This is a genomic window from Blattabacterium cuenoti (genome assembly GCF_014252315.1).
Classification (GTDB): Bacteria; Bacteroidota; Bacteroidia; order Flavobacteriales; family Blattabacteriaceae; genus Blattabacterium; species Blattabacterium cuenoti_AI.
This window is the reverse complement of sequence record NZ_CP059216.1, coordinates 266,885-279,953: the sequence shown is the minus strand read 5'-3', so window position 1 is coordinate 279,953 and position 13,069 is coordinate 266,885. Positions and strand designations below refer to the sequence as shown.

12 protein-coding genes and 1 tRNA gene are annotated in these 13,069 nt (G+C 23.4%); 9 read left to right on the top strand and 4 right to left on the bottom strand.

Annotation, left to right across the window (positions count from 1 at the left end):
• Positions 1–11 precede the first annotated feature (11 nt).
• From H0H39_RS01355 to mtaB, 7 genes are read left to right on the top strand one after another with little or no spacing between them, the layout of a single operon-like run.
• The gene (locus H0H39_RS01355; RefSeq protein ID WP_185877600.1) at positions 12–1,109 is read left to right on the top strand and encodes a chorismate mutase; all 1,098 of its coding nucleotides are present in this window, start codon (positions 12–14) and stop codon (positions 1,107–1,109) included.
• A gap of 2 nt (positions 1,110–1,111) precedes the next feature.
• Positions 1,112–2,383, top strand: a complete 1,272-nt coding sequence (metK, locus tag H0H39_RS01350; protein WP_185877599.1) for a methionine adenosyltransferase — start codon at positions 1,112–1,114, stop codon at positions 2,381–2,383.
• A 10-nt stretch (positions 2,384–2,393) separates the two neighbouring features.
• Positions 2,394–3,200 (top strand): enoyl-ACP reductase FabI, encoded by an 807-nt coding sequence (locus H0H39_RS01345; protein ID WP_185877598.1) that lies wholly within the window; start codon positions 2,394–2,396, stop codon positions 3,198–3,200.
• Positions 3,201–3,217: 17 nt separating this feature from the next.
• A complete protein-coding gene (gene rpe, locus H0H39_RS01340; RefSeq protein ID WP_185877597.1) occupies positions 3,218–3,880 on the top strand; it encodes a ribulose-phosphate 3-epimerase in 663 nt (220 codons plus the stop codon).
• Between the two features lie 23 nt (positions 3,881–3,903).
• The gene (dnaG, locus tag H0H39_RS01335) at positions 3,904–5,736 is read left to right on the top strand and encodes a DNA primase (protein ID WP_185877596.1); all 1,833 of its coding nucleotides are present in this window, start codon (positions 3,904–3,906) and stop codon (positions 5,734–5,736) included.
• A 44-nt stretch (positions 5,737–5,780) separates the two neighbouring features.
• Positions 5,781–6,422, top strand: coding sequence for a peroxiredoxin (locus H0H39_RS01330; RefSeq protein ID WP_185877595.1), 642 nt, complete (start codon positions 5,781–5,783; stop codon positions 6,420–6,422).
• Positions 6,423–6,433: 11 nt separating this feature from the next.
• Entirely contained in the window at positions 6,434–7,771 is a 1,338-nt protein-coding gene (gene mtaB / locus H0H39_RS01325; protein WP_185877631.1) for a tRNA (N(6)-L-threonylcarbamoyladenosine(37)-C(2))-methylthiotransferase MtaB, read from the top strand.
• Here the strand turns inward: mtaB and lipB are convergent, their stop codons facing one another.
• Positions 7,772–8,500 carry a lipoyl(octanoyl) transferase LipB gene (gene lipB / locus H0H39_RS01320; protein ID WP_185877594.1) on the bottom strand — a complete coding sequence of 243 codons (729 nt, stop codon included), beginning with the start codon at positions 8,498–8,500 and terminating at the stop codon, positions 7,772–7,774.
• 78 nt (positions 8,501–8,578) lie between these two features.
• Here lipB and lysS point away from each other — a divergent pair, with 78 nt between their 5' ends.
• Positions 8,579–10,096 carry a lysine--tRNA ligase gene (gene lysS, locus H0H39_RS01315; RefSeq protein ID WP_317167098.1) on the top strand — a complete coding sequence of 506 codons (1,518 nt, stop codon included), beginning with the start codon at positions 8,579–8,581 and terminating at the stop codon, positions 10,094–10,096.
• A gap of 8 nt (positions 10,097–10,104) precedes the next feature.
• On the opposite strand, the gene H0H39_RS01310 is transcribed toward lysS, so the two are convergent.
• Positions 10,105–11,076, bottom strand: a complete 972-nt coding sequence (locus tag H0H39_RS01310; protein WP_185877593.1) for an amidohydrolase family protein — start codon at positions 11,074–11,076, stop codon at positions 10,105–10,107.
• A 12-nt stretch (positions 11,077–11,088) separates the two neighbouring features.
• A complete protein-coding gene (gene rsmG, locus H0H39_RS01305) occupies positions 11,089–11,700 on the bottom strand; it encodes a 16S rRNA (guanine(527)-N(7))-methyltransferase RsmG (RefSeq protein ID WP_185877592.1) in 612 nt (203 codons plus the stop codon).
• 76 nt (positions 11,701–11,776) lie between these two features.
• On the opposite strand from rsmG, the gene H0H39_RS01300 reads away from it, so the two are divergent.
• A complete protein-coding gene (locus H0H39_RS01300; protein ID WP_185877591.1) occupies positions 11,777–12,970 on the top strand; it encodes a pyridoxal phosphate-dependent aminotransferase in 1,194 nt (397 codons plus the stop codon).
• A 6-nt stretch (positions 12,971–12,976) separates the two neighbouring features.
• Here the strand turns inward: H0H39_RS01300 and H0H39_RS01295 are convergent.
• Positions 12,977–13,050 (bottom strand) — tRNA-His (locus H0H39_RS01295).
• Positions 13,051–13,069 lie beyond the last annotated feature (19 nt).

Below are 13,069 nucleotides of genomic sequence, written 5' to 3'. Positions count from 1 at the left end.
AATGTATTGTGATGGATGTTTTAAATAAAAATATAGATAGATCTTGGATTGATAATTGTAATAACCCTTTTATAATATCTGGGCCTTGTAGTGCAGAAAGTAAAATGCAAATTTTTAATACTGCAAACGGATTACTAAAAAACGAAGGAAAATCTTATGTTCATGCATTTAGAGCTGGAATATGGAAGCCAAGAACAAAACCTGGAAATTTTGAAGGTATAGGAATAGAAGGGTTAAAATGGTTAAGAGAAGTTAAAAAAAATAATGGAATTTATATAGCAACAGAGGTTGCTAACAAAGAACATGTTAAATTATGTATTAATCATGATGTAGATATATTATGGATAGGTGCTAGAAGCACTACAAATCCTTTTCTTGTTCAAGAAATAGCAGACTCTTTAGTTGGTCAAAATGATAAAATTGTTTTAGTTAAAAATCCAATTCATCCAGATATAGAGTTATGGATAGGGGCAGTAGAAAGATTATATAAAAAAGGAATAAGAAAAATTGGATTAATACATAGAGGCTTCTATACTTATAAAAGTTTGAAATATCGTAATCAACCTAATTGGAAATTAGTATTAGAAATTAAAAATATAATTCCGGAAATACCAATATTATGTGATCCTTCACATATATGTGGAAATAGAGACAGGTTATTTGATATATCGAATAAATCTATTCGTTATTTTAATTGCGATGGACTTATGATAGAAAGTCATTATGATCCAAGTAAGGCTTGGAGCGATTCTAATCAACAAATAACCCCGGATATATTGTTAGATTTTTTGAAATCATTTTATTCAAATTCAAATAAGGATTATATTACAAAAAATCAAAGGGATTTGGAGTCTTTTAGACTATTGATAGATGAATTAGATGAAAATATTATTTCTATTTTATCAGAAAGAATGAATATTTCTAGAAAATTAGGTATAATAAAAAAAAATTTGGATATAAATATTTTACAACCCAATAGATGGAATATTATTATGAAACAATCTATTAACTTAGGAAAAGATTTAGGTATTCCTGAACAACTTCTAAAAAATATTTTTAAATTATTACATCAAGAATCAATTAAGATTCAAAATAAAACTATGAAATAGTTTTGGCTTATATATTCACCAGTGAATCTGTTTCAGAAGGTCATCCAGATAAGATTTCTGATCAAATATCAGATGCTATATTAGATAATTTTCTAGCTTTTGATCAAAATGCAAAAGTAGCTATAGAAACTATGGTAACAACTGGACAAATTATAATAGCTGGAGAAGTAAATGCTAATACATTGGTGAATGTTCAAAATATATCTCGTAATGTTTTACGAAAAATAGGTTATACCAAAAACGAATATAATTTCAATGCAAATTCTTGTGGTATTATTGTAGCTATTAAAGAACAATCTTTGGATTTAATTAAAGGGATTAGAAATCATAATTTACAATTGAATAATAAAAACCCCCTATCAAATATAGGAGCAGGAGATCAATGTGTTGTATTCGGTTATGCAGTAAAAGAATCATATAATTATATGCCATTATCATTAGAACTTTCTCATAGTTTATTAAAAGAATTATCTGATATAAGAAATGAAGGAAAAATAATGACTTATTTACGTCCAGATTCTAAGTCACAAGTTACAGTTGAGTATTCAGATAAAAACGTTCCTATTCATGTTAATTCCGTAGTAGTTTCTACTCAACATGACGAATTTGATACAAAAGAAAATATGCATAAAAAGATTAATATGGACGTTAAAAATATATTGATTCCTAGATTAAAAAAAAATTTTCTATATTACGACATAGAAGAATTATTTACGGATAATACAAAATATTATATAAATACTACAGGTAGATTTGTTATAGGAGGCCCTAATGGAGATACAGGCCTAACTGGTAGAAAAATTATTGTAGATACTTATGGAGGTAGAGGGGCTCATGGTGGTGGGGCTTTTTCTGGAAAGGATCCATCTAAAATGGATAGATCTGGAGCTTATGAAGCTAGACATATAGCTAAAAATATAGTTGCATCAGGCATATCGGATGAAGTTTTATTACAAATATCTTATGTTGCAGGAATAGAAAAACCTATAAATATTTTTGTTAATACTTATGGAAAATCAAAAATAAATGATGAAGTTATAGCATCCAATATAAATAAAGTTTTTGATCTAAGACCTTATGCAATAGAAAAAAGACTTAATTTATGTAATCCTATATTTGAAAATACTGCTGTGTATGGTCATATGGGAAAATCCCCAAGAAAAGTATATAAATCTTTTTCAGATGCAATGGGAAATGTTGTAAATAGACAAGTAGAACTTTTTCCATGGGAAAAGTTGGATTATATTACAATTATACAAGATGTTTTTAAATAAGAAAAAAAATATGTCTTACAATCTTTTAAAAGGTAAAAAAGGTATTATATTTGGTGCTTTAGATGAAAGTTCTATTGCTTGGAAAGTTGCAGAACGTGCTTATGAAGAAGGTGCTAGTCTTGTGTTGACAAACACTCCAATATCTTTTAGAATAAGTAAAAATAAAATTATTGATTTATCTAATAAAACAAATTCAATTATTATTCCAGCAGATGCTACATCTATTTCAGATATTAATATTTTATTTGATAAAACTTTAGATTTATTGAAAGGAAAAATTGATTTTTTATTGCATTCTATAGCAATGTCTGAAAATATCAGAAAAAAATTGGATTATACTATGTTAAACTACGATTTTTTACGTAAAGGATGGGATATATCTGCTGTTTCTTTTCATAAAATAATGAAAGTAGCATGGAATAAAAAGGCTATAAATAAATGGGGATCAATTGTTGCATTAACTTATATAGCTTCTCATCGTATTTTTCCATTTTACGGAGATATGTCTGATCATAAATCTTATTTAGAAAGTGTTGCTAGAAATTTTGGATATTATTGGGGAATTAAGGAAAAAGTTAGAGTTAATACAGTATCACAATCTCCTGTTGTAAGTAGATCTTCTAAATCTATTAAAGGATTTGATAAATTTATTACATTATCAGATAAAATGTCTCCATTAGGAAATGCTTCTTCACAAGATTGTGCTAATTATATAATTACTTTATTCTCAGATTTAACTAGAAAGGTTACAATGCAGAATTTGTATCATGATGGTGGTTTTTCTAGTAACGGAATTGATGAATCATTAATAAAATAAATTGTAATTAATAAATTATGGTTAAATATGAAAAAAGAATTATAGCTCCATCTTTATTGTCAGCAAATTTATCTTTTTTATATAAAGAGATAAAGATGTTAAATGAAAGTAAAGCCGACTGGATACATGTTGATATTATGGATTCATCTTTTGTTTCCAACATATCATTTGGTTTTTTATTTGTTAAACATGTAAAAAAATATGTATCTAAACCTATAGATGTTCATCTAATGATATCAGATCCATATCCTTATATAAAACAACTTGTAGAATATGGAGCAGATCATATACATATTCATTATGAAACATGTATTAACTTAAATAGAACTATTACTTATATAAAAAATTATGGAATTAAAGTTGGTGTAGCTATTAATCCTCATACACCAGTGTTATTACTGAAAGAAATTATTAATGATATAGATTTTGTATTATTAATGAGTGTAAATCCTGGATTTAGTGGGCAAAAATTTATAAAAAATACATATTCTAAAATAGAAGATGCAAAGAATTTAATTATAAGTAAAAGATCGTCTGCTTTGATAGAAATAGATGGAGGAGTTGATCTAGAAAATTCATTTTTTTTATTTAAAAACGGAGCTAATATATTGGTGTCTGGATCAACTATTTTTACCGATTCCAATCCAAAAGAGGTTATTAGTAAGTTAAAATATTCTTGATAAATAAAGTTTTATACTCAAAAATGATAATTCCTCAAAATATTAAAGAAAAAATTTTATCTGTTTCCCGTATAGAAGATGTTATTGGAGATTTTATAGAATTAAAAAAAAGCGGGATTAATTACAGAGGATTTAGTCCTTTTTCAAAAGAAAAAAATCCATCTTTTATTGTTTCTCCTATAAAGAATATATGGAAAGATTTTAGTTCAGGTAAGGGGGGTGATGTTATTGCTTTTCTTATGGAAAGTGAATGTTTTACTTATATAGAATCAATAAAATATTTAGCTAATAAGTATAACATTAAAATAGATAAAAAGTTTTTTTATAAAAGAAATAATAATGATTATTATGTAAATAAACAATTATTTTGTATTCATAATTATGCTAAACATTTTTTTTCAAATCAATTATTATTTAATAAGGAAGGAATTAAATATGGATTAAATTATTTAAAAAATAGAGGATTTAATATAGAAATAATTAAAAAATTTGAATTAGGATATGCTTTAAATTCATGGAAAAATTTTACAAACAATTCTTTAAGAAAAGGATTTAAAATATCTGATTTAATTAATTCAGGATTAGTGACATCTAAAAATTACAATAATTTTGATTCTTTTAGAAAAAGAATAATGTTTCCAATTCATGATATTTCAGGATATGTTGTAGGATTTGGTGGAAGGAGCATTGATAAATGTTCTTTAAATGTTGTTAAATACATTAATTCTGCTGAAAGTCCTATATTTCAAAAAAGTAATGTATTATATGGATTTTTTCAGTCTAGGAAAAATATTTTAAAAGAAAATATTTGTTATCTAGTAGAAGGATACACAGATGTAATTTCTTTATATCAATCTGGAATAAAAAATGTAGTTTCTACTTCAGGTATATCTATTACTGTAAATCAAATATTATTAATTAAACAATTAACTAAAAACATTATTCTTTTTTATGATGGTGATATTTCTGGAATTAAGGCTTCTTTAAGAATTATTAATATGTTTTTAGAACAAGATATTAATTTAAGAGTATTATTTTTATCTAATGGAGAAGATCCAGATTCTATATCAAGAAAATATTCATACTATGATTTGCGTACTTTTATAAATAATAATAGTTATAATTTTATATCTTTTAAACAAAAGGTATACGAAAAATATCATAATAATGATATTGTTAAAAAATCATTTTTAATTTTTGGAATATTAAATAGTATATCTAAGATTAACAATGTTATTCAAAGGGAATTGTATTTACAAGAAGTTAGTAGAATTTTTAATATTCGTTATAAAATATTGATATATGAATTAAAAAAAATTTATAATGATGATTCAGACAAATACAACATATTTTTTTTTCGTAAAAAGAAAAAAGAAAAAGAACAAGATTCTATTTTACTTATTGAAAAAACATTAATTAAAATAGCCATAAAATATGGAGAAAAAACAATACAAAATAATAATAAAAATGTTAAAATTTCCGATATTATATTACAAACATTTAAACGTTGGAATATTAGTTTTTTGTTCAAAAAAAGTATAAAAATATTTGAAAATATATGTTTAAAACAAATAAATAATAATATGTTACATTGTTATTCAGTATATACAACAAATACATTATATAAAAAAAATACTGTAGAATGGGATAATTGTAAAGAAAAAAAATTTAAACTTTATTTACAAGAAATATTATTGAGATATAAATCTTTATATATATTAAGATTGATAAAAAATGAAATATATCATTATAATAATACAAATGTTAACAATAATAAAAAAATTTTTATAAAAAGGATTATATATTTAACGAATCTTAAAAATAAAATTAACAAAAAATTACATAGATATGTATAAATGTTGAAATATTTTTTTTTAAATTAGTATTAATATTGAATATAATGAATACATTAATTGCAAAAAAAGCTCCTAATTTTAAAACAAGTGCAGTATTAAATGGAAAAGATATTGTACATGATTTTACTATAGAACAATTTATAGGTAAAAAATATGTTATTTTATTTTTTTATCCTAAAGATTTTACTTTTGTATGTCCTACGGAAATTTATGCTTTTCAAGATAATATAAAAAAATTTGAAGATAGAAATACTCAAATTATTGCTGTATCAACAGATACAGAATATGCCCATTGGACTTGGTTACAAATAAAAAGAAAAGATGGAGGTATATGTGGTGTAACATATCCTATTGTTTCAGATATAAATAAAACTATATCATATAATTATGGTGTTTTATCAGGAAAATTACATTGTAATTGTAGTAATAACAACAATAATTCAATTGAAAAAGAAGAGGAAATGGTTCCCTATAGAGGTTTATTTTTAATAGATAAAAAAAGTATTATAAGACACATTTTGATAAATGATTTTCCTTTAGGTAGAAATATACATGAATCATTACGTATGATAGATGCTCTTCAATCATTTGAGAAAAATGGGGAGGTTTGTCCAGCTAATTGGACTACAGGAGATAAAACTATTTCAGCTAATCATGATGGAATTATAGATTATTTTTCATCTTAATTTATAATAAGATTTATGATAAAAAAAAAAAAATTGCATTTTATACAATAGGATGTAAACTGAATTATGCAGAAACTTCAACTATAGAAAGAAAATTTTCTAGTTTATATTATGAACATGTATCATTTAAAGATTATGCAGACATTTATATTATAAATAGTTGTTCTGTAACAAAAAATGCGGAAATGGATTTCGAATATATTGTTCGTTGTGCTATTAAGAAAAATGATAAAGCTTATATAATAGCTACTGGATGCTATGCACAATATAATCCTGAAAAGGTGTCTAATATAAAGGGAGTAAGTTTAGTATTAGGAAATAAGGATAAATTTAATATTATTGATTTTATTAATATTAAAAATGAAAAAAAAAGAAAAATTAACGTATCGAATAATAATGAATGTTTTTTTCCATCATTTTCAATAGGAAATAGAACACGTTCATTTTTAAAAATACAAGATGGATGTAATTATAAATGTAGTTATTGCATTATTCCTATGTCTAGAGGAATATCCCGTTCTGATAATATAAATAATATATTGAGTAATATATTTTATTTATTTAAAAATGAAGTAAAAGAAATAGTTTTAACAGGAATTAACTTAGGAGATTTTAAAAATAGAAATAATTCAGGAAATGTTGATACATTTTTCAAATTATTAAAAACTATTGAATATTTTTTATCAAAAATAATAAATGAAGAAGAAAATAAAAGAATTCGTTTATCTTCTATAGAACCAAATCTTTTAGAAGATGAAATTATAGAATTTTTGTCTAAAAGCAAATATTTTGCTCCTCATTTTCATATTCCATTACAATCCGGTAGTAATTATATTTTAGGTAAAATGCATAGAAGATATAAAAAAGAATTATATGAATATAAAGTAAATAAAATACGTAATATTATTCCTAATGCTTATATAGGTTCTGATATCATTGTTGGATTTCCTGGAGAAACTTATAAGGATTTTTTAAATACTTATTTTTTTATAAAAAAATTGGATATATCATCAATGCATATATTTACTTATTCTTCTAGGCCTAACACAAAATCATTAATTTTTTGTAAAAAATTATCTAATAGTATTAAAAAAAAACGAAATAATATATTGAGAAATATGTCTAAAAAAAAATATTTTATTTTTTGTAAAAAACAAATTAATACAAAAAAAATTGTTTTATTTGAAAAAAATTTAAAATATAATCGTTATATATATGGATATACAGAGAATTATATAAGAACTAAAATACCTTTTTCACATTTTCCAAATATTGAAAATACTTTACAAAAAGTAATTCTAAAAAAAATAGATAAAGATGGGATAGTTATAGCAAAACTAATAAAATAATTAATTTGTTTGAATTAATTCAACTTCAAATATTTCTTTAAAAAATTTTTTTACTATATTTTTTGTTTTATGGAATAATAAAGATTCGTTTTCATTAATATTATTATTCATATTATATAATTCATTTTTTAATGAAGTCATTTTTCTATTATATATTCCACAAGGAATAATATATTTAAAATATTGTAAATTTGTATTAATATTAAATGCTAATCCATGCATAGTTACCCATCTACTAACTTTTATTCCTATTGAACATATTTTTTTCAATTCTTTTTTTTTGTTTGAAATCCAAATGCCAGTTTTTCCTATATCTCTAACTCCATTTATTTTAAATCCTATCCATAATGATTTAATGATTACTTCTTCTAGAAAACGAATGTATTTATGTATATCCATAAAAAAATAATTCAAATCTAAAATAGGATAAATAACTAATTGTCCTGGCCCATGATAAGTTATATCTCCTCCTCTATCTATTCTATAGAAGTCAATGTTTTTTTTTTTCATAAATTCTGAGTTTACTAATAAATGTTCATTTTCTTTTCCATTTTTTCCTATAGTGTATATATGTTGATTATATTTTACAAATAGTAAGTATCCAACATATTTTTTTTTTAAAATATTGTTATCTTGTTTCATAATATCAAATATTTTTTTTTGATAACTCCAAGTATCTTGATATTTTAATCCATTTAATTCTTTAAAAAGAAGTATTTTTTTTCTCATAATAAAAATGAAAATATTTTTTTAATAAAGTTTTTTTTTAAATCAAAAACAAATGTAAATTCGTTTTTTTATTTTCTAATGATTAGGTGCAAAAAAAAATATATGCCTTTATCAGAACAACAAATTATAAGGAGGAAAAAATTAGATCAGTTAAAAAAAATTGGTATTAATCCGTACCCTTCAGAAGAATATATAACTACTATTACAATTAGTGGTATATATGATAATTTTATAGATAAAAAAATAGTTAGTATAGCTGGTAGATTAATGCGTTTACGTATTTTAGGTAAAGCATCTTTCGGAGAACTTAAAGATCATACTGGAAGAATACAAATTTACATGAATAAGTCATGTTTAAGTATGGACAATATAGAAAAAAAGTATGTATATGACATTTTTTTAAAAAAGTTATTAGATATAGGAGATATAATTGGAATAAAAGGTTTTTTGTTTAGAACAAAAGTTAATGAAATTACGATATACGTAGAAAAACTGAGTTTGTTATCAAAATCTATACGTCCATTACCACAAGTAAAAAAAGATAAAAAAAATATATACGATTCATTTTCTGATGTAGAACAACGTTATAGAATGCGTTATGTTGATTTAATAGTAAATGATAAAGTTAAAAATATTTTTATAAAACGTACTCGTATTATTCAATGTATAAGAAATTTCTTAGATAAAAAAGGATATCTAGAAGTAGATACTCCTGTATTACACCCTATTCCTGGAGGAGCTGTTGCTCGTCCTTTTATTACTTATCATAATACACTTAAAATTCCTTTATATTTAAGAATAGCTAATGAACTTTATTTAAAAAGACTTGTAGTTGGAGGATTTCATGGAGTATATGAATTTTCTAGAAACTTTAGAAATGAAGGTATGGATAGATTTCATAATCCAGAATTTACTGTATTAGAATTATATGTTGCTTATAAAGATTATTATTGGATGATGGATTTTACAGAAAAACTTATAAAACACATGTTTATAAAGTTTATTTATAATAATAAAGATTATTCCACATTTTTTAAAAATTCTTTTTCAAGAATATCAATATTAGATTCAATAAAAAATTATACTGGATTTGATATAAAAGAAATGGATAAAAATGATTTAATAAATGTTTGTAAAAAATTACAAATAGAAAAATATAATAATAAAACAAGTAAATCTAAAATTATTGAAAATATTTTTGAAGAAAAATGTATAAAAAATTATATTAATCCTACATTCATAACTGATTATCCTGTAGAAATGAGCCCTTTAACTAAGAAACATCGTGATGATAATAAATTGTCAGAACGTTTTGAACTTATTATAAATGGACAAGAAATTGCTAATGCTTATTCAGAATTAAATGATCCTATTGATCAATTAAAACGTTTACAAAAAAAAATAAATTTATTAAAAAATGATAATACAAACGAAAATACAGTGTTAATTGATAAAGATTTTATACGAGCTTTAGAATTTGGAATGCCTCCTACTGCAGGAATTGGTATAGGAATAGATCGTTTAGTTATGTTACTTACTAAAAATAAATCAATACAAGATGTTTTATTTTTTCCTCAAATGCGTCCAAAAAAATGAATTATATATTATTTATTTTTTTCATTCATACCTAAAGCTTTTAATCCATTTGTTGTAGCAACTTTAACTAATTGATCTATATTGTAATAATGACAAGATTCTAGTAATACCCGTAATTCTATCCATAAGTTTCCATCTGAAAATGGTTTATATATATCACAAATATTATCAGTTCCAATAGCTACACTGATTCCTTCAGGAATCATTTCATCTATTGGAGTTACTGAGTTATGATTAGGTGTTAAATATTCATTTCTTACATGATCAATCCATGCAATTGGACAAGAAACAACCATGATATTTGCTTTTTTCATTAATTTATATACATTATATCTATAATTTTTGTTATGAGCAGATAACGATATACTATGAATAGCTACTACTTTTCCTTGCATTCCATGTTCTATAGTTTTTTTTGCTAGTTTTTCAGTTTCTTTTTCTTTCATAGAATTTAATTGATCTACGTGAACATGTACAATTTTTCCATTTTTTTTAGCTGTATCCAATAATATATCTATATGTTTCTCTTCTTTACCATAATCTCTAAGTGGTAATCCTCCTATTACATCTACAAAATCTATTGATTTATCAAACCAATATTTAGATTTTTTATCTATTACCCCCTTTAGTACTTGATTAGCAAATCTAATTTTTACTGAATTTTCATAATTATCTTTCAATTTTTTTGCAGCTTTTAATGCTCTATCTTCTATAATCTCATCAACATCAATAAAAGTACATACAGCTTGAATCCCTTGTTTTAAAAAATGTTCTAAAGCTTTTTCCATCCGTATATATATATCATCTTCTGATGCTAATCGTTTTATTTCATCTACTAAATACCACTTTTTTTTAAGTGGTAAATATGAATATTTAAAATTATCTTTATTTAAAGTATAAGCTCTATCTAAATGAGTATGAGCATTTACCCATCCACCTTTCTCCTTTATTTTTCTTAATAGTATCTTTTTAGGATTCATTTTTTATTGATATTAAATATTTGGAATCCAAATGATTTTTTTAGTGATAAAAAAATTTTCTTTAAAATATATATTTAATGGATATTCTATTGCATGGGGAAATTTATTAATTTCTTGAGAAACATCTCCTCCTTTTAAATATAATGATCCATTTTTAATTTCAGAATTAGATTTTTTTATCCAATTATGAATAACATTTATTTTTGATACTCCTCTAGTTACCATAAAATTAAATTTAATGTCTAAATTTTCTACCCTAATACATATAGGATGTACATTATGTAGATTAATAGATGAAGCAATTGATTTTACTACTTTAATTTTTTTTTTAATAGAATCTACTAATAAGAATTCTACATAAGGAAATATTATAGATAAAGGTATTCCAGGAAACCCCCCTCCTGTTCCTAAATCCATTACTTTGGATCCTGGAAAAAATGATAAAATTTTAGCTACACTTAAACAAAATAACACATGGTTTTGATAAAAAGTATTGTTATCAAATGTTTTTCTAGAAATAACATTGATAAAATTATTCCAGTATTTATATAAATGTTTTAATTCATATAATTGATTATACTGTTTTTTTCTAAGATTTGGAAAATATTTTTTAATTAATATCATAGATTTTTCATAATTAAAAATTAAAATTTATAATTTATTTAGATTTGTTGTATTCATTTCAAATTTTCTTTTATCTATGAAAAATAGATTATCTCATCGTTCACAAAATATATCTTATTCACAAACTATAGAAATGGCAGCTAAATCTAGACATTTAAAAAATAAAGGATATGATGTTATTAATCTTAGCATTGGAGAACCAGATTTTTCTCCACCTAAGTTTATATTAAATGCAGCAAAAAAAGCAATAGATGAAAATATGTTTCATCATTATACACCAGTATCTGGCTATATGGATTTAAAAGAAGCAATATGTAAAAAATTTTATCGTGATAATAAAATAGAGTATAAACCTTCACAAATTGTTGTATCCACTGGAGCAAAACAATCTATAATAAATGTTTTACTATCATTATTGAATAAAAATGATGATGTTATTATCCCTTCTCCTTATTGGGTTAGTTATCTGCAAATGGTAAAATTATGTGAATCAAATCCAGTTATTATTTCAACTAAAATAGATAACAATTTTAAGATAGATCCAAAACAATTAGAAAAATCTATTACATCTAAAACTAGATTAATTATATTTAATAATCCATGCAATCCTACTGGTAGCGTTTATAATTATCAAGAATTAAGTACATTAGTAAATGTATTAAAAAAATATCCAAAAGTTATGATACTTTCGGATGAAATATATGAATATATTTCATATTCTATAAATTCTGTAACTAGTATAGCATCATTTTCTGATGTTTATGATCAAGTTATAACATTAAATGGATTATCTAAATCATTTGCAATGACAGGATGGAGAATTGGATATATAGGAGCCCCAGAATGGGTGGCAAAATCTTGTGATAAGATACAAGGACAAATGACCTCATGTACTAATTCAATTGCGCAAAGAGCAGCTATTGCTGCCTTAGAATCATCTCCTGATAGAATTAAATATATGATAAATTCATTTAGAAAAAGAAGAGATTTAGTATTAAATATGATGAATGAAATTAATGGATTTCAGTTTAATATTCCTGATGGTGCTTTTTACATTTTTCCAAAAATTTCATCTTTTTTTGGAAAAAATTTACATGGAAAAGTTATTAAAAATTCAGATCAATTATCAGAATTAATACTTGATAATACTTATATATCTACTGTTAGTGGTAGTGCTTTTGGAAATGATGAATATTTAAGAATTTCTTATGCTTCTTCAGAAAGTAAAATTATAGAAGCTTTTACAAGGTTAAAACATTTTTTAAATTAACAAATGGGTGGATGACCGGATTCGAACCGGCGACTTTCAGAACCACAATCTGATGCTCTAACCAACTAAGCTACATCCACCGTTTATTATATAAATATA